Origin of the sequence: Marinobacter sp. (genome assembly GCF_041687235.1) — a bacterium.
In the GTDB taxonomy this organism is placed as follows: Bacteria; Pseudomonadota; Gammaproteobacteria; order Pseudomonadales; family Oleiphilaceae; genus Marinobacter.
In genome coordinates, this window is record NZ_JAWLCH010000020.1 from 32,410 (window position 1) to 52,269 (window position 19,860).

Below are 19,860 nucleotides of genomic sequence, written 5' to 3' on the forward strand. Positions count from 1 at the left end.
CCGCTGCCCTTCCCCTTCCTGCATCATCCCCCGCTTTCTATTTGCGGCTGCCCGTAAAGTCGTCTGGCAACACCGCGCCCGCCACCCTATTATTGCTGGATAACAATTCAAAAACCGTTGAGCATCCGCACATGGTTGATCCGATCAAGGTTTATCCGTCCAAACCTGCGAAAGTCTATTTCTACGGCACCTGCCTGGTGGACATGTTCTACCCGGATGCGGGCATCGCCGGCGTTGAGCTGCTGGAGAGAGAAGGCATTGAGGTGCTGTTTCCACAAAACCAGACCTGCTGTGGCCAGCCGGCCTATACTTCCGGCTACCACGACCAGGCCCGATCGGTAGCCAGGGCGCAGCTGGACCTGTTTCCCGGTGACTGGCCCATTGTGGTGCCGTCCGGCTCCTGCGGCGGGATGATGCGCAAGCATTACCCGGACCTGTTCAAAGACACCCCGGACGAAGTGAAAGCCGCGGAGGTGGCCGGCCGGGTCTGGGAGCTGACGGATTTTCTGCTTAACGTCTGCCATATCAAGCTGGAGGACCTGGGCGAGCCCACCACGGTTGCCATGCACACCTCCTGCTCCGCCCGTCGGGAAATGGGCGTGGCCGAAGTGGGCCCGAAACTGCTGGGCCAGTTGAAGAACGTGAACCTGGTAGAGCAGATCCGGCCGGAGGAGTGTTGCGGCTTTGGCGGCACCTTTGCGGTACGCCACCCGGAGATTTCCGGAGCCATGGTCAGTGAAAAGGTGGACACCCTTGTGGACACCGGCGCCAAAGAGTTTGTCACCACCGATTGCGGCTGCCTGATGAACATTGCCGGCTACGCCGAGAAGAACCAGAAACCGGTTTCAGGCCAGCACATTCTCAGTTTCCTGTGGGCGCGAACCCAGGACAAAGGGGGGCAGCAGTCATGAGCGAGACAGCAGAGCAGACTGGCCATCATATCGATGTAAAACAGTTTCACCCGCGGGCGCAGGCGGCCATTCATAACCCCAAGATCCGCAAGAACTTCCGCAGCGCCATGGACGGGCTGATGTCCAAGCGTAAGACAGCGTTCGAGGGCTGGGATCTGGAAACCCTGCGGGATCTGGGCGCCAATGTTCGCCTGCGGGCCCTTGCCAACTTGCCGGACTTGCTGGAGCAGCTTGAGAAGAAGCTGACCGAGAACGGCATCAGGGTGCACTGGGCGGTGGACGGCGATGAGGCCTGCCGGATCGTGCGGGATATCTGCAAGGCCCGGGATGCGAAGACGGTGATCAAGGGCAAGTCCATGGTCTCCGAGGAAATGGAGCTGAACCATTACCTGGAGGAACAGGGTATCGAAGCCCTGGAATCGGACCTGGGGGAGTACATTGTGCAGCTGGCGGATGAAACGCCATCGCACATCATCATGCCCGCGATTCACAAGAACACCGGTGAGATCTCCCAGTTATTGCACGACAAAACCGGCACCGATCTCTCCAATGATGTGGAATACCTCACCGCCAGTGCCCGCCAGCAACTGCGTGAAAAGTTCATGAATGCCGATGTGGGGGTTTCGGGGGTCAACTTTGCGGTGGCAGAGACCGGCACCCTGTGCCTGGTGGAGAACGAAGGCAACGGGCGGATGACCACTACCGTGCCGCCCTGCCATATTGCGGTGACCGGCATCGAGAAGGTAGTTCCAAGCATGGAGGACGTCTCTGCCCTGCTCGCCTTGCTGACCCGCTCTGCCACCGGCCAGCATATTACCACCTACTTCAACATGATCTCCGGCCCGCGCAAGGCTGAGGAACTGGACGGGCCGGAAGAAGTTCATCTGGTACTGGTGGATAACGGCCGCTCGTCGATCTACCAGGACGACGAGCTGCTGGACACCCTGCGCTGTATCCGCTGCGGCGCCTGCATGAACCACTGCCCGGTGTACACGCGGGTAGGCGGCCATGCCTATGGCACCACTTATCCGGGCCCCATCGGCAAGATCCTGATGCCACACCTGATTGGCCTGGACGAGGGTCGGCATCTGCCCAGCGCCTCCAGCCTGTGTGGCGCCTGTGGCGAGGTTTGCCCGGTGAAGATTCCCATACCCGATCTGTTGGTGCGTCTGCGCCAGGAATCGGTGGATGGCGACAAGCTGCACCCGGCCAAGGTCCGTGGCCATGGCGCCAAGCGAAGCTCCATGGAGGCGATGATCTGGAAAGGCTGGGCCTGGATGCATGCCAGCCCTGGCCTTTACCGCTTCGGCACCGGCGCCGCCAGCAAATTCAGGGCGTTACAACCCTCGAAAGCAGGCGCCTGGACCGATTACCGCACGGCCCCAAAACTGGCCGCCAAAACCCTGCACCAGCGGATGAAGGAGCGTGGCCAATGAGTTCCCGGGAAACGATTCTTCAGCGCCTGCGCAATCGCACCGGCGGCGAGCTGACGGTGCCTGAATGTGACTTCTCGGTTCTGGTCCGGGATGACTGGTCCACCAGGGAGCGGATCGAGCGGTTCGAGAAGATGATCGAATCGGTTCACGGCGAGGTGCACCACTGCAGCGAAGACATGTGGATGGACCGCCTGGCCGAGTTGCTTGCCACCCGAGGCGCTCGCAATCTTCTGATCCCGAAGGCGCATGAGATTGGGCAATCCCTACGCAACGCCGGCCGTGACGATCTGCCGGAGCTGCTGGTCTACGATGAGCCTATCGAGAGCTGGCAGACCCACCTGTTTAACGAGGTGGACGCCAGCATCACCTCCACCCGGGGAGGCATTGCCGAGACGGGCTCGCTGATCCTGTGGCCAACGGTGGATGAACCCCGACTGATGAGCCTGGTGCCGCCGGTCCACATTGCCGTGCTCAAAGCTTCGGAACTCTACACCACATTCCACGAAGCCATGAAGGCCCAGAACTGGGCCGCTGGCATGCCGACCAATGCCCTGCTAATCTCTGGCCCTTCCAAAACCGCCGACATCGAGCAAACCCTCGCTTACGGTGTTCACGGTCCCAAAGAGCTGATTGTGTTGATGATTGAATGATCCAAGGCGCCCTGTTGATCGCCCTGGCTGCCCTGCTATGGGCGACCACGGGCATTGTTGCGAAATTTCTGTTTACCGGCACCGAGCTTCAGGCCATTGCGTTGGCCTTCCTGAGGCTGGCGGTGGCTTTGCCGTTTTTCTGGTTGCTGATGCGGCGGGAGCAGGCGCGCCTTGAGCGTGCCAACCCGGGTGCCAGGGTGCCCGGGAGTTCACTGCGAAGCATCTCACCCAAAGCCCTGCTTCCGCTTGCAGCACTGGGGCTGTTCCAGGCGTTCTACCAGGGCAGCTATCTACTCGCCGTGGACCTGACCGGTGCCGGCATTGCCACCCTGATCGCGCTCTGTCTGCCCCCGGTGCTGGTGGCCATTCTCGCGGCGCCCTTGCTGGGAGAGAAACCCGGCCTGCTCACGGTTCTGTCCCTGATTGCTGCCATTTTCGGCACGGGGATGCTGGTTCTCAGTGATATGGACACCAGCGGCACCCTGCGACTGGCCGGCATTCTGGTCGCGTTACTGGCCGCCTGTGTGTATACAGGCTTCACGCTGACCAGCCGGTACAGTTCCGCCGGCACACCGGTGTTTACCACGGCGTTTATCTGTTTCTTCACGGCGGCATTGATTCTGTTGCCGGTGGTCGCCCTGAGTGGCGGTTTTGAGGGGCTCGAAACCCTGAGCATCGGCCACTGGCTGATGGTGCTCTACGTTGGGGTGGTACCAACCTGCATCGGTTACGTGTGTTTCTTCACGGGCATGAAAACCACCCCGGCGACACTTTCCAGCATCATTGTGACCCTGGAGCCGCTGTTTGTGGCGTTGCTGGCCTGGGTGTTTCTGGAGGAGATCCTGGGGCCCATTGGTATTGCCGGGGCCCTGATACTGACCGCAGCGGTGATCGTGGCCTCCCGCTACGGCCGTAAACCCGCAGCCGGCCAGGAGGCCGGCGCGGAGTAAGGAAGATCAGTCTTCCTTGCGCTGTTTCTCAAGCATGTCCGGCTGCAGGATTTCGATCCAGTAGCCGTCCGGGTCTTTGATAAAGGCCAGGCCCTTCATCTTGCCGTCGTCCGGCTTTTTCACGAATTCCACACCGAGTTTTTCCAGGCGGTCGCAGGCGGCGTAGACGTCCGGCACGGCAACGCCGATGTGGCCAAAGCCCTGGGGCTCATCGTTACCGTTGTGGTAGCCAAAGTCGTTGTCGTCTTCGGTGCCCCAGTTGTGGGTCAGCTCGAGCATGGCTTCGCGGCCGAAGGTAAAGGTGGTGCGGTGGGCGTCGTCGTGGGGCACCAGGCCGGCCTGGCGGTCATCCAGATAACCCAGGAAATACAGGGTGAACTTCATTTCAGGGAAGTCCAGTTTGCGCACCAGGCGCATGCCCATTACTCGGGTGTAGAAGTCCATGGAGCGCTCGGGTTCCTTGATGCGCATCATGGTCTGGTTGAAGACGTAGCCTTCGGTTTCGGGAACGGGTTCTTCGTGGAGGCCGGGGGCCTGTTCGAAATGCTTGGGCATTTTGGTTTTCCCTTTCTTTTTCGCAGAATTCAAACCTTATACCTGTGTGCGTTTCAGGGGGATTTCAAGGGCTCAAAAAAAGACCCCGGGGCCAGAGACGAACCGCCGGGGTCTTGAGGGCCGGTTTTTTAGGCCGGCGTTTCTTCAGAGACGCTCTGAAGTCTTGGGGCCTGTGGAGTTAGGCCGATCTGAACTTGGGGGGCTGGCGGGGCCATGAGGGTGCTATTTCTTTCGGGAAGCCGAACTCGCTTCGCTCAGACAGTCGTTTCCCTGCAGAAATAGCACCCTCACACCCCCGCCGATCAAGCTTTCGTGGCAGCCTGCCTTTTGCGCTAGACCAGCTGGTGTTCCTCTCCTTGGTAATAGGCTTCCACCCTTGGATTCATTACCCTCCGCCAGAGTGGGGGGACCATGGCCAGGACGATCATTGCGGAGTAGCCGGCCGGTAGCTGGGGAGCTACGTCGTGGTGGCGGAGGATCTGGTAGCGTCTCTTGGCCCAGGCGTGGTGGTCGCTGTGGCGCTGGAGGTGGAACAGGAAGACGTTGGTGAGGAAGTAGTTGCTGTTCCAGCTGTGTTCCGGGCCCGTGCGTTCGTAGCGGCCGTTTTCGAGTTTGCGGCGGTGCAGGCCGTAGTGTTCGAGGTAGTTGACGATTTCCAGCAGGGTGAAGGCGATGAAGCTCTGGCCCAGGAAGAAGGCGGCGCCGAGCCAGCCGAAGGCGATGGTGAAGGCGGCAAGTACCAGGGCGCTGATGCTGTACCACCAGATCAGTTCGTTGCGCCAGCTGAGGGCGTTGTGGCCTTTGCGTTGCAGGCGTTCGGCTTCCAGTTTCCAGGCGTTGAGAAAGTTACGCACGTAGGCCTGGGGCAGGAAGTTGTAGAGGGACTGGTTGTAACGTGATGAGGAGGCGTCTTCCGGGGTGGAGACGTGCACGTGGTGGCCACGCAGGTGTTCGACCTTGAAGCCGGCGTAGCAGACCAGTGACAGCAAAAAGCCGCCAGCCCGGGTTTCGAGCTTTTCGTCTTTGTGGATGAGTTCGTGGGCGACGTTGATGCCCAGGCCGCCGACGATGCCGATGGAGACGATCCAGCCAATACTTCCCACCAGACTGAACGTACCGGACGCCAGTTCCAGCATGCTCCAGACCAGCAAGGCCGCGAATCCGGCCACCCAGCCAAGGGTAATCGCTTTGTAGAACCGTTCGCCGACCATTCGTGGCACGTCGGTTTCTTCGTCCGGGTTCAGGGAATCCTTGCCCAGGAGCATGTCCAACACGGGAATAATCCCGAAGACCACAACGGGGACGCCCCAGGAAAACAGGTTTACCAGATCGGTCGCCTGGCCGGCGGCCAGCAGCAGAGGTGGCAGCACCAGGGGGACCATGGCTATCAGGTAGCTGTACTTCTTCAGGGTCAGCAGTATCCGCCGGCGGGTGGCCTCGCGATCTACCGATAACTGCGTTGTGCTCATTGGGTTCTCTCCATCGAATGCGTGTTGGTGAAACTCTGATCACCTGTTGTTTTTCGCATTATTGTCCTACAATATATCAGTCGTCAACAGTTCAGCAGGATAATTTTTGACAATTGTCAGGACGCCCGCCGAATCAGGGCGTTGTCGCTATGGCACTCGGAGGCTGTGATAAACTCATGCGCACACATTCCCACGCTGGCCGGCTTACCTCAGCTGCCGACCGGTTTTTACGACCTGTTCAGAGAGCCTTTATGGATTTTCAGGTGCCCAACACCCTGGCCGAGCAGATTGCCAATTACCTGGCAGAGCGGATCATGACCGGGCAGATTCGCCCCGGCGAGCGGATTCAGGAGGCCACCCTGGCCAGTGAGCTCAGGGTGAGCCGGGCTTCGGTAAAGGAAGCCCTGTACACGCTGGAGCGCTGGCATCTGGTTGAGATCACGCCCCGCAAGGGGGCTTCAGCCACCCGGCTGGACGCGGCCCATGCTTCCGAGCTTTACGATGTCTACATGCACCTGCTGATGATGCTGGCGGCCCGGCTGTGTGAGCGCTGGCAGGAAAGCGACAAGTCGCGGATGCTGGAGGCGGTGAGCAAGGTTGTTGATCGGATGAAGGATTCGTCGACCAGTATCACGGCGGTGGTGGAGGCGAGTTTCAATGTGATGGAGGCCTGCTGTGAGGTGGTGGGGAATCCTTATCTCACGGAGGCTTTATCGAATTTCAAACCGGCGGTCAGTCGTGCCTACTATCTGAGTGCCGATCGCTACCGGCGGGGCCTGGCGCAGACCAGTGAGTTTTTTGCCAATCTGCCACAGGCGGTTCTGGCGCGGGATTCGGTTAAGGCGCAGGCGTTGATCCGGGAGTTTGCGGAGCACCAGAAGTCTCTGATTCAGCAAGCCCTCGCTTCGTAGTTTGGTGCAAGCGGAGGGGATGGTCGGGCTTTCCAAAACACGCTGTGAATACTTCCCTGTACGCTCGGTCGCGCCATCCCTGGCGCTCCACGGTTTTGGAAAGCCCGACCATCCCCTCCACCCCTACCTTTTCGATGCCTCAAGTGTGACAGAGAGCACGGATCCGGATTGCTTCGCCCTCTATCGTAACAGTCTGTAACAAACCAAAGTTTCTGCTGCATTGGTTGTGCTGTCCCCCTGCGGCCCGGGGAGTGTTTAACGCTCCCCGCTAAAAACAATAAACCAGACTTTTGGGGCCACCATGACTCAGTCACTTGCCTGTCGTCGAAACATCACGTCTTCCACTCTCTCGCTCTGGGTGCTGGCCCTGTCGCTTCCGTTGCCGGCGTTGGCGGAGTTCAAACCGCTGGATGATGGGGCGCTGTCGGGTGTTACTGGGCAGGCGGGGGTAACGATTGAGCTGGAGACCAAACTCAGCATTGATCGGTTCAGTTGGATGGATGAAGGTTCGTTGAATGTGAACGGGCTGAGGTTGTCCGGGCAGAACGATACGGCGCTGGATAACATGAAGCTGACGATCGATATTGCCGGCGACGGGGAGGTGCTGGAGCACGGGTTTTCGGAGATTGCCCGGCGGGCTGATTCGGGGTTGTTGGACCCAACCAATCCGGATGTGGCCGATGCTCTGGCGAAGTATTCTGTCGCGGGCTCTTTTGGCAAGCAGTTCAATAGCGGTGATCTGGTGATGCACCTGGGTGCGACGGATTATGGCGATCCGACCAGTCTGGAGGATTATCTGCAGGCGGTGGATTTTGAGCTGGCGGTGGACAGTGTGACCAGTTCGGGCAGCGAGGGTTCGGCGACTCTGTTCTCGGATATCCTGCTGCAGGGGCACATCGGGCCGACGGATCTGGTGATTCGTAACGGGGGCAATGCCATTCGCACTCTGGCCAATGGCAATGAGGTGTCCGGCTCTGAGCTGCAGGTGGATACGCATTTCGAGATCACCGACGGCAGCCTCAACTGGGAGGCGGCCGATGTGATTCTGCTGTTCAACTTCGCCGCTGTGGGAATTGAAGGGCTGCAGATCCACAACCGCCGTGGCAATGACACGCAGGGGCATTTCGGGATGGCGAGCGCCACAGCGAAGCTGTCCCGGGGCACCAGTGCGGCATCGGGCAAGGACGGGCTTTCTGTTCATGATGTGGAGTTCCGGGCGGACATCGACATGCCCGTGTTCAGGATGGGTGACAACAGCATTGGCAGCGTTCAGTTCACAGACTTTGCCATCACCAACACCACCATGATGGTGTATGGTCACTAGACCGACACTGGACACCAACCACACCCTACCCTGTAAACTGCCCGTCTCACTCTGACGGGCAGCCCATGACCGACTCCACGGACATCAACTATTCGAAGCGTGCCTCCGGGCGGCGGCTGGCGATTTTCAGTCTGCTGTTCGTTGCGCTGACGGCGGCAGGGCTGTACGCCGTCTATGATCAGTTTGCCGGGCGCAGTATCAACTTTGATGCCCGGCTGATCGCTCCGGGCACCCTGCTGTCGGTGGCTGGTTTGTTGCTGGTGTATTTCATCGCCGATGGCCTGCGGCTGTATTTTACCCTGAGGGCGCTCGGCCACCGGCTGCCCTTGCCCGCCATGTTTCGGCTGGTGTTTCTCAATCTGTTCTTCTCCAACATCACGCCCATGGCCACCGGGGGCGGCTTTGCGCAGATCTGGTATCTGAATCACCACGGCATACCGGTTGGCAGGGCCACGGCCGCCACCACCATTCGAACGGTTCTTGCGGTGCTGTTTATCTTTTCGCTGACGCCGGTGTTTCTGCTCACCCTGAAGTCCCTGGATGGCACGACCATCGCCGGCGACGTTGGCACGGCTCTGGCTGTTTTCATTGTGCTGTATCTGGGCTTTTTCATTGTGTTGCTGTTCCGGACCCACTGGCTGATTGGTCCTCTTACTCGTATCCTCAGAGGGGCCCGCCGGGTGCATCTGATCAGTGAGAAGCGGCACCGGCGCTGGCAGTTCAAGGCCCGCCGGGAGATGTTGAGGTTTTCCCGCAGCTTCAGCGACTATTTGCGCGGCGAGCCGTTGTACGTCTGGTTGTCGGTTCTGTTCACCGCGGTGTTCCTGCTCAGCCTGTTCAGTTTTCCGGCGCTGCTGATGGTCAGCCTGGATTACGATATCGACTATCTGGTGTCGCTGGGCCTGCTGGTGGTTACCACGTTCATCATGTATTTCTCACCCACGCCCGGGGCGTCCGGTATTTCCGAGGGTGTTTTTGGCAGTTTCTTCCGGGATATCCTCTCAGGCAATCACCTGATACTGGTCATCGTCTGCTGGCGCCTGCTGACTATTTATCTTGGTATGCTTGTAGGGCTTGTGGTGCTTCAGAGGGAACTTATCGCCAACCGCAGGAGAGCCGGATGATTTTCCGCAACCCACTCAAGCTTCTGTTCTACCTGTGCCTACTGGTGGTGCTCCTGCTGGTTGGCTACAAAGCGTACCTGAACCTGTTCACCGAGAATTTCGAGGGGGTTCATACCGAACAGGTTGAGCGCATCCATCGCCAGATCGAGCCAGGAAAGCCCTTCAGCTTCGCCGTGGTGGGTAACATCAACAATTCGGTGGGAGTATTTGAAGACCGCATCGTCCCCGAGCTGAACCGGTCCGGGATCGATTTTATGGTCTCTGCCGGCAATGCCGTCAGTGGCGGCGGCGAAGATAAATACCGCGCACTGCACGGCACCCTGAGCCATCTGGATATTCCCTACCTGCTGACGTTCGGCGCCCACGAATACGAGAACTTTGGCAGCTTCCGTTTCTACGACCATTTCGGGCCGCACTTCTTCAGCATTGAGGCCGGTAACAGCCTGCTGATTTTCATGGACAGCACCGGGAAAACGCCCTGGCGCTGGCAGATCCGCTGGTTGAACGAGCTGTTGGCCAAAGATGAATCAAAGGTGCGCATTCTGTTCATTGGCCACCCCCCCCTGCATCCGGATGAGGATGCGCCCTTTGACCAGAAGGACGATTACCTGGCGCCCCCTGAATTCCGGGATGCTCTGATGAGGGCGATTGATGACTATGACATCGACCGGGTGTTTTCCGCCAACCTGTCGCTCTACTCGGAAGACACCATAGGCGATACCACCTTTGTAACCACTGGCGGCGCGGGCGGCCTGGTGATGAACAACGACACCAGCTTCTATCACTACGTGCGGGTGAATGTGGACTTTGACGGCAACGTAAGCCATAACCTTGAGCGCCTGGAAGTAGGCCAGCACCCGGTGCTGAAGCGCCTGGAGAGCCTCTGGTTTTTTATCTATTCCCTGTTCTACACCGGTTACCTCAATTTCCTGCTGATTGTCGCGGTGTTTGCCGCCATCACGATCAAGCTGTATGGGGCGATTTTCATCGGTAAGGACTACTACCCGGATTACGATCTGGACCCGGCGCCCTGGCTGGATAAACCCATGCGGGTGGCCATGTTCACCAACAACTACCTGCCCTTCATCGGCGGCGTACCCATTTCCATCGAGCGGCTGCGCCAGGGCCTGGAGAGTCTCGGCGACAAGCTGCTTGTGGTGGCGCCCCGCTACAAGGGTCAACCGGAAGCCGAGGCCCACGTGCTGCGAGTGCCCTCGCTTTTCGCCATGGGAGAGAAGCGGGAGTTCCGCCTGGCCAACATCTTTCTCGGCCGCATCCGCAGGCGGGTACGGGCCTTCGGTCCGGATGTTATCCACCTGCATCATCCCTTCTGGCTGGGGTCGCTGGGGTTGTTCGTGGCGAGACGTCTGCGGATACCGGCCATCTACACCTACCATACCCGCCTCGAGCACTACGCCCACTTTGTGCCGTTACCGGGCATGCTGTTCCGCAACCTTATTTCCCATGCTCTGATCAAGCGCTTTGCCAACAAGTGCGACGGGGTGATCGTACCTACCTACTCCACTGAGGAATACCTGCGCATGATCGGGGTAAAAACACCGACCTTCGTGCAGCCCACGGGTATCGAATACCACAAATTCCAGGAAGTTCAGGAGAAGGACATTGAGGAGCTGCGGGAGAAGATGCAGCTCAAGGATGAGAAAGTATTCGTCAGCGTATCCAGACTCTCTAACGAAAAAAATATCGACTTCATGATTGAGGCCATTGATGCCCTGAGGCGGGAAACCGACGTGCCGTTCCGGTTCCTCATGATCGGCGACGGCCACCAGAAAGACCGGTTGCAGAAGAAGATCGACGACCTTGGGCTTCAACAACACTTCACTCTGGTCGGCGCCGTTCCGCCAGACGAGATGGCGATCTGGTACCGTCTGGGTGATGCCTTCCTGTTTGCCTCGAAATCCGAAACCCAGGGTATGGTGATCCTGGAGGCCATGGCGGCCGGACTGCCCGTGGTAGCGGTACGTTCCAGCGGCATTGAGGATGTGGTCCGGCATGGGTTCAACGGTTTCAAGACCCCGGAGAAACAGGACCAGTGGCGGGCACAGGTAAAGAAGCTGCTGGAAGACGACGAGCTGCGTGGGAAACTTGCCTCGCAGGCCCTTGAGTTTGCAAAGGACTATTCGGTGGAGCAGTTCGCCACGGATGTTCGCACCATTTACGCCACGACCCTGGCCATGTTCGACAAGAAACGCAAAGGCTCGGGAGGCCACGCGGAATAGGTAGGGTTACGGTTTTTCACCAGGCTCTGATCGGGCTAGACTGAATTCACGTATTACAAAGACCGTTTTAGCCATCGGGCCGGGTTAATCCCTGGCGCGTTAATTGTTGGAGAGCAACGTGAGCGGCATCCCCGTCGGAATCAGTACCTGCCTGCTGGGCAAGGAAGTTCGCCATGATGGCGGCCACAAACATTCCCGCTACTGTACCCAGGTGCTTTCGAAGCACTTTGACTTCCGGTCCATCTGCCCGGAGCTCGAGGCCGGCCTGGGCGTTCCTCGGCCCGCCATCCACCTGCGCGAATACAGTGACGGCCTTCGCCTGATTGAAACCAGAGGCACAGCCGACCATACGGACGCCATGCTGGGTTTTATTGACCAGATCATGCCGACCCTGGCGGATTTGCGTGGCTATATCCTCATGGCCAAGTCGCCCAGCTGTGGCATGGAGCGCATCAAGGTGCACAACGAACAGGGCAACGTCACCCGTCGCGACGGCCGGGGCATGTTTGCCGAGGCTCTGCTGAACGCCTATCCGTTGATGCCGGTTGAAGAGGAAGGCCGCCTCAATGACGACATGATCCGGGAAAACTTCATAGAGCGGGTGTTTGCTTACGATGACTGGATGCAGAACGTGGCCGGGGAGAAACTCTCGGCCAGGGCATTGATAGAGTTTCATACCCGCCACAAGTTCCAGCTTCTGGCTCACTCGGAAAAAATCTACCGCCAGCTGGGGCCCATGCTGGGGGACCTGAAATCCGAGCCGCTGGATCACATCGCCGACCGCTACATCCACCTGTTCATGGAGGCCATGAGCCAGAAGGTCAGCCGGGGTTCGCACATGAACGCCATGCAGCACCTGATGGGTTACCTGCGGGATTCCATGGGCGACGAGGACCGTAAGGTACTGATGGAGCAGATGGAGGCTTATCGCAGAGGGGAGGTGCCCCTGGTGGTTCCCATGACGCTGCTGCGAATGGCCCAGCGCCGGGAACCGGTAGACTATCTGCATGCCCAGCAATACCTGACGCCCTATCCGGATGAACTGGGTCTCAGGAACAACGTCTGACCCCGGGTAGAGGTCTTTAATCAGAAACCGTAAAGCAGGGAGAGTGTCGTCTCGGTATCGGTGTTTTCAGAACCGGCCGGTGCGTCCGATACGTGCTTCACCCGGAAGGCGGCTTTCATGGACAGATTGCCAACCACGTTCGCCTGCAGGGACGTGACCGATTCGGTCACTGTGTTGTTTTCATCCAGGCCGACTTCCGTGCTGAGTTTCTGGCGAAACAGGGAATTTTCCGAGAGGGCATAATCAAACTGCCCTGCCAGCCGGGCAATGGCCTCTTCCTCGGCATCCTCCCCCTGAGCGTTCACCGTTTCCAGCTTGTTGTAGCGATAACCGCCACCAATGGAAAGATCCAGGAAGGAACGATCGCCCGAGTTCCACACCCGATTCCCGTAACCCGTGGTTACCGTGGATTCAAAATCGTAGCCGGAAAACCGATCGTCCTCGTAGGAACCCCGAAGAAACCAGTACTGGTTCTCGGCAAACTTGTAGTCCGTCTCCAGGGCGGCCTGGTATTCCTCGGCGGTGGTCTCGTCATCTGCCTCGGAATAATTGGCCAGGAAATCGCCACTGTTACGCCAGGTTTCAACTTCATGGACCAGACCCAGCCGACCCTTGATGTTGGTCTCTTCGGTGTTGCCGGAGGTGATCAATACACCCGCTTCGGTTTCGCCCTTCCAGTTATCGGCGTCCTGCGCATTGGCAAAAGGCGCAACGGCAACTGCGGTGATGGCTACAACCTGTCGTAAATCCATGACGTCTCCTTTCGGGTTGGTCAGGCGCCCTCGGTTTTCCTGGCCTGTTCGCCGGCCAGGCTTTTCCGGGCCTGACGTTCTCTTTCTGCCTTTTTACGGGCCTTTCGCTCTGCAATGATGCGCGCCGCTTCACCGCCAACATGGGCCTCGCCCCGCTGCTCGGCCAGGCGCATCTGCCGTTCACGCTCGGCAAACCGGGCTTTCTGTTCTTCGGTCAGCGAATCAATGCACTGATGGCAACTCACGCCCTGCTCATATTCGGGGCGCTGCTTGTCTTCCTCTGTGATCGGCCTGCGGCAGGCATGGCACTGATCGTAATCGCCACGCTCCAACCTGTGATTAACCGTTACCCGGTCATCAAATACAAAGCACTCTCCGTGCCACAGGCTCTGTTCTTCCGGCACCTCCTCCAGGTATTTCAGGATGCCGCCCTTGAGGTGATACACCTCCTCGAAACCCTGCTCCTTCAGATAGGCAGTGGATTTCTCGCAACGGATACCGCCAGTACAGAACATCGCCACCTTCTTGTGCTTCGAAGGATCCAGGTTCTGCTTCACGTATTCCGGGAACTCCCGGAAGGTATCAGTGGCCGGATTGACGGCATTTTTGAAGGTGCCGATTTCCACTTCGTACTGGTTGCGGGTATCCACCAGAACCACATCCGGATCCGAGATCAGATCGTTCCACTCCCTGGGTTCCACATACGTACCGACAATGCGCTTCGGATCGATCCCCTCCACGCCCATGGTGACGATCTCTTTCTTCAGCTTCACTTTGGTGCGCTTGAAGGGCTGGATATCCACGAAGGATTCTTTGTAATCAATGCCGTCGAAACGCGCGTCGCTGGCAATCCAGGCTTTTACAGCATCAATGCCTTCGCGGCTGCCGGCGATGGTGCCATTGATGCCCTCGCGAGCCAGCAACAGGGTGCCGTGCACATCCTTTTCGAGCATCAGGTCCAGCAGCGGCTGGCGGAGGGATTTGTAATCATTCAGGACTGCGAACTTGTACAGTGCGCAGACAACAACGTTGTTGCTCATCATATTCTCCTGCGGGCCGGATCGTAAATCCGGAGCATGGTTTCGGGGTTATTCAGAGGCGAGAGCCTGAGAGGGCGCAAATTTTAACCAACTCAGGCTCAGGATCAAGTGCGGGGTTACCCGGGTATCAGTCTGCGTTATTGGCCAGTTCGCGCTCGACCACCGCAGAGAGTTGCCCCCAGCCTGGCCGTGTCAGGCGGATGTTATCCACCAGCACCGTGGGTGTGCTGGTCACTCTCATTTGCATGGCCACACGACGGCTCCGCTCTACCGCCTCACGATGCAGCTCTGTCGTCAGACACCGGCGAAAACGACGCTCTTCCAGTTCAAGATCACTGGCATAACGGGTGAAGGTAGCCACCGGATCGTTTGAGCCACTCCATTCGGTCTGGGAATCGTACAGGCGGTCATGCATGTCCCAGTAGGCGTCCTGATCGCCGGCGCACCGGGCTGCCTGGGCGGCGGACATGGCATTCTGGTGTTGCTGCAATGGCAGATCGAAGTACACGAACCGGACCTTACCGGCTTCCACATACTCCTGCTTCAGCCGTTTGCTGGCAGACGAAAAGGTTCCACAGGCCGGACACTGGTAATCGGCAAATTCGCGAACCACCACCGGGGCGTCTTCAGGACCCACAGAAACGCCGAACTGGTCTAATTGGGCCGGGAATTCCTCAGCGTTAGGTGCGGCAACGGGTAATTCATCAGAGGTCGGTTCGGGTGCGGCAGTCAGGAAAAATACACCGAGTAACACCGCGGCCAGAACCAGCAACCCAATGCCCATGTACAGCGGCTTGTTGGATTTTCCTTTTCTGGGAGGTGGTGCACCGGTTTCCTTGCGTCGTTTTGCTTCACCCATGGAGGGGCTCCTGTTTGTATTTCTGGTTTTCCGGAATTAATTAGCTCGCGACCGTTTTCAGAATCGGCCGGGCACGCTAAGATCCTTTATATCCTACAAAAGTTCCAACAAAAATTAAGGAAATCTCATGCCCTTGCCCGCTTTCCTGAACGACACCCTCTCACTGCCACTGGTGGCTGCCCCCATGTTCCTGATCTCCGGTCCTGAACTGGCACTGGCCTGTTGCAAACAGGGTATCGTTGGCAGCTTTCCAGCCCTGAACCAGCGCACCAGCGAAGGTTTCGAGGACTGGCTGATCCAGATGAATGAAGAGCTGGAGGCCTTCCGAAGCACGAACCCGGGCGTAAAAACAGCACCTTACGCTGTAAACCTGATTGTGCACCGTACCAACCCGCGCTGGCAGGCAGACCTGGAGCTGTGCGTGAAGCACCGGGTGCCCATTATCATCACCTCCCTGGGTGCAGCCAGCCAGGTGGTTGATGCGGTTCACAGTTACGGCGGTGTGGTGTTCCACGATGTGACCAACCAGAAACATGCCCGCAAGGCGGCGGAGGCGGGTGTTGACGGTATCATCGCAGTGGCGGCCGGCGCCGGCGGTCATGCGGGCACCATTAACCCGATTGTTCTGGTGCACGAAATCCGGGAAGTCTTTGACGGCACGATCCTGCTGGCGGGCGGGCTGTCCCAGGGTGAGGACCTGTTGGCAGCGCAGGCCCTTGGCGCGGACCTGGCCTACATGGGCACGCGGTTTATCAACACCGTTGAGTCCCGGGCCGACGAGGCCTATCGGAACATGATCATCGAGGCGGTGTCTGGCGATATCATCCACACTCCGGCGGTGTCCGGCGTGCCCGCCAGCTTCATGCGCCAGAGTCTGGAAGCGGCCGGCTTTCCCATGGACAAGCTGAACCAGGCCGGCGAAATCAACTACGGCGAAAAACTGAAACCTATTGATGATGAAGCCAAGGCCTGGAAAACCGTGTGGTCCGCCGGCCAAGGCGTCAGCCAGATCCACGACGTGCTGACTGTTCAGGATCTGGTGAGCCGTCTGACCGGGGAATACAGAAGCGCCCGGGAACGCATGCTATCGACAGGACACTAAACCTGGAACTGTGAGGCTTTGTCCTTCAACGAAGTCAGTGTCCGGGCAATCTGGCCACTGGCTTCATCGGAACGCTCGATGGCTTGCACCGTATCCCTCGACGAGCCGGCGATGTCGCTCACACTCACACTGACTTCGCTGGCATGCCGGCCCTGCTCTTCGGCTACGGATGAGATGGCCAGCGCCCTGTCCTGAAGGCTGACCAGCAACTGATTGATCCGGTCAAAATGTTCATCGGCCCGGCGGAACTCCGAGGACGACTCCGCAACCTGGCCAGACACTTCGCCAATGGCACTGACCGCCTGCCGACTGCCCTGCTGCAGACGATCAATGATGGCCTGGATCTCTGTGGTGGATTCCTGTGTGCGGCTTGCCAGCGTTCGGACTTCATCGGCCACCACGGCAAAACCACGGCCGGACTCTCCGGCCCGCGCCGCTTCAATGGCCGCGTTCAGTGCCAGCAAGTTGGTCTGCTCGGCAATTGCTCCGATCACCGACAGCACCGAACCGATTTCCCTGCTCTGGTTGTCCAGCTGAGTAACCGCTTCCACCGCCTGTTCGACGTTCCGGACCACCTGGTCCAGCCGGTTTCGCACTTCCCGGGAAATGCCCGCGGTGGCCTCACTCTCGGAACTGACATTGCTGACCGAGCCGGCGATGTCCTGAATGTTCTCCGCCACCTCGGAAATACTGCGGGACATGGCCTCCATGGTTCCGGACACCTCGGCCACATCCTGTTCCTGACGATTCACGGCTGCCACTGCGTTCCGGCTGATCTCCCCCTGGGCCTGGGCCTGGCCGGCGGCCGATTCGGCGGACTCTTTGACGTCCGAGACCAGTTCCTGGATGCGGGCGATAAACCGGTTCACACCCCGGGCCATTTCTGTGAGTTCATCGTTACCTTTCATGGACACCCGGCGGGTCAGATCCGCTTTACCATCGGCGATCCCCCAGATGGCCGAGCTCAAGCGGAACACGCGGGGCAGCAATCCACCACCCAGCACCAGTGCCACCAGCAGAATCAGAACCACTACCGAACCGATGGCCAGCAGGCTCAGGTTGGCCGAGAGGCTGGACGCCTCGGTATCCAGAGCCTCTACGGTGCTTTGAATTCGGGAACGGGTGTCGGAGTCCATACCGGCCAACTGCTGCTGAAGGCGCTGGTTAACCTGCTCGGTTTCCGACTCCAGGGTGTCACGAAGGGCATCGATGCTGCCGGTGATCGTAGCGCTGAACTCCTCTTCGAGGGCGGCCAGATCCCGGTTAATACCCTCCAGGGATAACCCCAGTTTCAGCTGGCCAATAGCAGACCCCTGGGGCGCGATATCAGCAGTGATAATCACAACGTTCGGATCGCGGCTTGCCGCATCCAGGACACGGTTTGCCGCACCACGGCCTTCCCCCTGCTCCATTAAGGTGCGCACCCGATCATCGGTGCGATCCACATAACGGGTCAGGCGATCGCCATACTGGTCGTAATAAACCGCGAAAAGAACGGATTCCCGGGCGTCCGCCAGCTCCACCAGATCAGTAAGCCGTGGTACATCACGATCCCAGATCAACGGCGCAGCAACGGCCGCCAGCACGTCGGCCAGCCCCTGGGCTTCCGCCATGACAGCGGTTCGAACGTTGCCGGCAACGCGGTCCTGTTGTTCGGTTTGCTGACGGGTGAGCTCGGCGGAGAGTTCCTCGGTGGTCTTCTGCCGCATGGTCTCCAGCCGGGAGCGGACATCTTCGCGGGTATCCCCGAAGGAAGCGCTGACCTGCTGGCTGCTGGCCTCGAGGGCAGACCCTGCGGTGTTGACCAGGCGCTCCACCTGGCTGGAAATCAGCCACTGGCTGACCACAACCTGAACCAGTCCGGCAACCACCAGAACGATGAAAACCGGCCGGAGAAGGCGGCTTGAGATCAGCCGACTGATAAAACTGAGTGACATACGGACTCCGCTAGCGTGTGTGCTTCATGCATCCTGCACAGTCGTTAACAGCGTCCCTGCGAAGCGTGTATCCGTATGTATAGCAAAACCCGGGCCGAAGTGGGCCGCATTTATGTACGGGTTTTGTTGTTAATCGTCATCGTCTTCTTCGAGTTCGATTTCGTCGATAACGTAGCGCGTGCCGATCAATTCATATTCAACTTCCACTCTCGGCCTCTGGTTATTATCAACAAGCCCCTGAAGCTCACTTCGGGAAATGTCGTCAAACTCGGTGTCCTGAGAAATATACAGGTCTACTCCCAGCACCCGAATCCGGTCGTTCACCATTTCAGAGATTCGACCGGTTAGCTCAAACTCTCCATCAGGCAAATCATCCTCACGCTCAATTTTCAGAGCCTCCAGATAGATGCTGCCGTGATTACCGGCTCGCTCGATTCCCTCGATTTCCAGCTCACGTGGCAACGCCAGATCGTTGAGCGAAAGACGGACATCGTCATCATCATCGGTAATGATTGTCAGCGGCGAGACCTGAACAAGAACACCCCCAACTCTGAATTGTCTTAGAGCAGGATCAATTTCCTGAGCAGGGCCACCCTGGATTTCCGAGTCTGTTTCGCGCAACTCGATTTCCTGAGCAGTCACCGAACCGTCGGGCTCGAATTCGCCTTCAACCTGGACCAGAAGTCGTTGAAGCAGATCACTGGGACCGGAAAGTCCATCAAACTCGGTATCGGCTGTCACACGCACCGTGATGCCATTAACCGTAAAGGTCCCTGTAGACTGACTATAGGCCGAGGACACGGGGCCGACGAACTCGATATCGTCATCTGTACCCGGCAAGTAACGCCGGGTGTCATCTGGCCGGATTTCCTGTGCCATCAGGGTACTACCAGAAAGCGAACCTTCTACTTCCACCGCGTCACCATCTTCCAGATCGGCCAGATCCAGGCCATCAGGCGTCGCGCCGGAGTAATTCACCAACTGGGATCCGATTTGGAAATCTGTTGCCGTCAGGTTGGAGATTACACCTTCCAATTCAACCTCATTGAATTCGTCAAAGTCGTCACTGTTGCTCTGAGTCCGAAGCCCGATATAGCTGGCACGAAACTCCCCATTTGGAAGACGCCAGCCAGACATGCGCACAAATTCCCCGTTGGCGAGGTTTTCTACCAGCGTGCCTTTGACCACAGTCTGAGAATCGATTCTGACTGTCTGCCCGAGAATCTCTACCGTTGCCGCTTTACTTATAGGATCCCACGGCGCCAGAATCTGCACCTCACCACGGAGGGTATCGTCGTATTCGACGGTATCCGCATCGCCTAGGCCAGTGTCTCTCCACTTCCCGTCAACCCTCAGAATCATACCGACAACAAGGCGGGATTCCTGATCGATACCATCGTCACCGAGAACAGTCCGGTCGGTGGCAAACTCCACTCCATTAACAAACACACTCCCGAACCCCGAAACCGGTCCGACACTTGAACCTGTTCCCCGGATGCCGCCTTCGGCTACATCCAGTCCTCCGTCTCCGGCA

At 58.5% G+C, this 19,860-nt stretch carries 17 protein-coding genes; 10 read left to right on the forward strand and 7 right to left on the reverse strand.

The genetic code is table 11. The annotated features are described in order from the left end of the window. The first annotated feature begins 131 nt into the window (after nt 1-131). The 4 genes from ACESMK_RS18305 to ACESMK_RS18320 are packed head-to-tail and all read left to right on the forward strand — an operon-like array spanning nt 132 to nt 3,947. Nucleotides 132-911, forward strand: a complete 780-nt coding sequence (locus tag ACESMK_RS18305) for a (Fe-S)-binding protein (protein ID WP_373001748.1) — start codon at nt 132-134, stop codon at nt 909-911. Next, entirely contained in the window at nt 908-2,347 is a 1,440-nt protein-coding gene (locus ACESMK_RS18310) for a LutB/LldF family L-lactate oxidation iron-sulfur protein (RefSeq protein WP_373001750.1), read from the forward strand. Before ACESMK_RS18305 ends, ACESMK_RS18310 begins: the two co-directional genes overlap by 4 nt. Continuing rightward, a complete protein-coding gene (locus ACESMK_RS18315) occupies nt 2,344-2,997 on the forward strand; it encodes a lactate utilization protein C (protein ID WP_373001752.1) in 654 nt (217 codons plus the stop codon). Before ACESMK_RS18310 ends, ACESMK_RS18315 begins: the two co-directional genes overlap by 4 nt. Next, complete coding sequence (locus ACESMK_RS18320) at nt 2,994-3,947, forward strand: DMT family transporter (RefSeq protein WP_373001754.1); 954 nt, start codon at nt 2,994-2,996, stop codon at nt 3,945-3,947. Before ACESMK_RS18315 ends, ACESMK_RS18320 begins: the two co-directional genes overlap by 4 nt. Before the next feature lie 6 nt (nt 3,948-3,953). On the opposite strand, the gene gloA is transcribed toward ACESMK_RS18320, so the two are convergent. Together gloA and ACESMK_RS18330 are read right to left on the reverse strand one after the other, a co-directional pair. After that, entirely contained in the window at nt 3,954-4,502 is a 549-nt protein-coding gene (gene gloA / locus ACESMK_RS18325) for a lactoylglutathione lyase (protein WP_373001756.1), read from the reverse strand. Between the two features lie 332 nt (nt 4,503-4,834). After that, on the reverse strand, nt 4,835-5,971 hold the full coding sequence (locus ACESMK_RS18330) for an alkane 1-monooxygenase (protein WP_373001757.1): 1,137 nt from the start codon (nt 5,969-5,971) through the stop codon (nt 4,835-4,837). A 251-nt stretch (nt 5,972-6,222) separates the two neighbouring features. Here ACESMK_RS18330 and ACESMK_RS18335 point away from each other — a divergent pair, with 251 nt between their 5' ends. The 5 genes from ACESMK_RS18335 (at nt 6,223) to ACESMK_RS18355 (ending at nt 12,636) form a co-directional block, all read left to right on the forward strand. Then, nucleotides 6,223-6,882 carry a GntR family transcriptional regulator gene (locus ACESMK_RS18335; protein WP_373001759.1) on the forward strand — a complete coding sequence of 220 codons (660 nt, stop codon included), beginning with the start codon at nt 6,223-6,225 and terminating at the stop codon, nt 6,880-6,882. A gap of 301 nt (nt 6,883-7,183) precedes the next feature. Next, on the forward strand, nt 7,184-8,206 hold the full coding sequence (locus ACESMK_RS18340; RefSeq protein WP_373001761.1) for a DUF6160 family protein: 1,023 nt from the start codon (nt 7,184-7,186) through the stop codon (nt 8,204-8,206). Nucleotides 8,207-8,271: 65 nt separating this feature from the next. Beyond that, nucleotides 8,272-9,330 (forward strand): YbhN family protein, encoded by a 1,059-nt coding sequence (locus ACESMK_RS18345; RefSeq protein WP_373001763.1) that lies wholly within the window; start codon nt 8,272-8,274, stop codon nt 9,328-9,330. Beyond that, nucleotides 9,327-11,570, forward strand: a complete 2,244-nt coding sequence (locus tag ACESMK_RS18350; protein WP_373001765.1) for a glycosyltransferase — start codon at nt 9,327-9,329, stop codon at nt 11,568-11,570. Before ACESMK_RS18345 ends, ACESMK_RS18350 begins: the two co-directional genes overlap by 4 nt. A gap of 118 nt (nt 11,571-11,688) precedes the next feature. Further along, the gene (locus ACESMK_RS18355; RefSeq protein WP_373001767.1) at nt 11,689-12,636 is read left to right on the forward strand and encodes a YbgA family protein; all 948 of its coding nucleotides are present in this window, start codon (nt 11,689-11,691) and stop codon (nt 12,634-12,636) included. A gap of 20 nt (nt 12,637-12,656) precedes the next feature. On the opposite strand, the gene ACESMK_RS18360 is transcribed toward ACESMK_RS18355, so the two are convergent. The 3 genes from ACESMK_RS18360 to ACESMK_RS18370 all read right to left on the reverse strand — a co-directional run bounded on the left by ACESMK_RS18360 (nt 12,657) and on the right by ACESMK_RS18370 (nt 15,287). Beyond that, nucleotides 12,657-13,388, reverse strand: coding sequence for a YdiY family protein (locus tag ACESMK_RS18360; protein ID WP_373001769.1), 732 nt, complete (start codon nt 13,386-13,388; stop codon nt 12,657-12,659). A 20-nt stretch (nt 13,389-13,408) separates the two neighbouring features. Next, nucleotides 13,409-14,428, reverse strand: coding sequence for a rhodanese-related sulfurtransferase (locus ACESMK_RS18365; protein ID WP_373001771.1), 1,020 nt, complete (start codon nt 14,426-14,428; stop codon nt 13,409-13,411). Between the two features lie 127 nt (nt 14,429-14,555). After that, a complete protein-coding gene (locus tag ACESMK_RS18370; RefSeq protein ID WP_373001773.1) occupies nt 14,556-15,287 on the reverse strand; it encodes a DsbA family protein in 732 nt (243 codons plus the stop codon). A 127-nt stretch (nt 15,288-15,414) separates the two neighbouring features. On the opposite strand from ACESMK_RS18370, the gene ACESMK_RS18375 reads away from it, so the two are divergent. Next, a complete protein-coding gene (locus tag ACESMK_RS18375) occupies nt 15,415-16,389 on the forward strand; it encodes an NAD(P)H-dependent flavin oxidoreductase (RefSeq protein WP_373001775.1) in 975 nt (324 codons plus the stop codon). Here ACESMK_RS18375 and ACESMK_RS18380 read toward each other — a convergent pair. After that, nucleotides 16,386-18,326, reverse strand: coding sequence for a methyl-accepting chemotaxis protein (locus tag ACESMK_RS18380; protein WP_373001777.1), 1,941 nt, complete (start codon nt 18,324-18,326; stop codon nt 16,386-16,388). The genes ACESMK_RS18375 and ACESMK_RS18380 overlap by 4 nt on opposite strands. A 129-nt stretch (nt 18,327-18,455) precedes the next feature. Then, a partial coding sequence (locus ACESMK_RS18385; protein ID WP_373001779.1) for a DUF5666 domain-containing protein occupies nt 18,456-19,860 on the reverse strand: 1,405 nt, incomplete at its 5' end.

Excerpts from the sequence above, each read along its gene's own strand:
- ACESMK_RS18305 (WP_373001748.1), top strand. The coding sequence starts at position 132 with ATGGTTGATCCGATCAAGGTTTATCCGTCCAAACCTGCGAAAGTCTAT.
- ACESMK_RS18310 (WP_373001750.1), top strand. The coding sequence starts at position 908 with ATGAGCGAGACAGCAGAGCAGACTGGCCATCATATCGATGTAAAACAG.
- ACESMK_RS18315 (WP_373001752.1), top strand. The coding sequence starts at position 2,344 with ATGAGTTCCCGGGAAACGATTCTTCAGCGCCTGCGCAATCGCACCGGC.
- ACESMK_RS18320 (WP_373001754.1), top strand. The coding sequence starts at position 2,994 with ATGATCCAAGGCGCCCTGTTGATCGCCCTGGCTGCCCTGCTATGGGCG.
- gloA (WP_373001756.1), bottom strand. The coding sequence starts at position 4,502 with ATGCCCAAGCATTTCGAACAGGCCCCCGGCCTCCACGAAGAACCCGTT.
- ACESMK_RS18330 (WP_373001757.1), bottom strand. The coding sequence starts at position 5,971 with ATGAGCACAACGCAGTTATCGGTAGATCGCGAGGCCACCCGCCGGCGG.
- ACESMK_RS18335 (WP_373001759.1), top strand. The coding sequence starts at position 6,223 with ATGGATTTTCAGGTGCCCAACACCCTGGCCGAGCAGATTGCCAATTAC.
- ACESMK_RS18340 (WP_373001761.1), top strand. The coding sequence starts at position 7,184 with ATGACTCAGTCACTTGCCTGTCGTCGAAACATCACGTCTTCCACTCTC.
- ACESMK_RS18345 (WP_373001763.1), top strand. The coding sequence starts at position 8,272 with ATGACCGACTCCACGGACATCAACTATTCGAAGCGTGCCTCCGGGCGG.
- ACESMK_RS18350 (WP_373001765.1), top strand. The coding sequence starts at position 9,327 with ATGATTTTCCGCAACCCACTCAAGCTTCTGTTCTACCTGTGCCTACTG.
- ACESMK_RS18360 (WP_373001769.1), bottom strand. The coding sequence starts at position 13,388 with ATGGATTTACGACAGGTTGTAGCCATCACCGCAGTTGCCGTTGCGCCT.
- ACESMK_RS18365 (WP_373001771.1), bottom strand. The coding sequence starts at position 14,428 with ATGAGCAACAACGTTGTTGTCTGCGCACTGTACAAGTTCGCAGTCCTG.
- ACESMK_RS18370 (WP_373001773.1), bottom strand. The coding sequence starts at position 15,287 with ATGGGTGAAGCAAAACGACGCAAGGAAACCGGTGCACCACCTCCCAGA.
- ACESMK_RS18375 (WP_373001775.1), top strand. The coding sequence starts at position 15,415 with ATGCCCTTGCCCGCTTTCCTGAACGACACCCTCTCACTGCCACTGGTG.
- ACESMK_RS18380 (WP_373001777.1), bottom strand. The coding sequence starts at position 18,326 with ATGTCACTCAGTTTTATCAGTCGGCTGATCTCAAGCCGCCTTCTCCGG.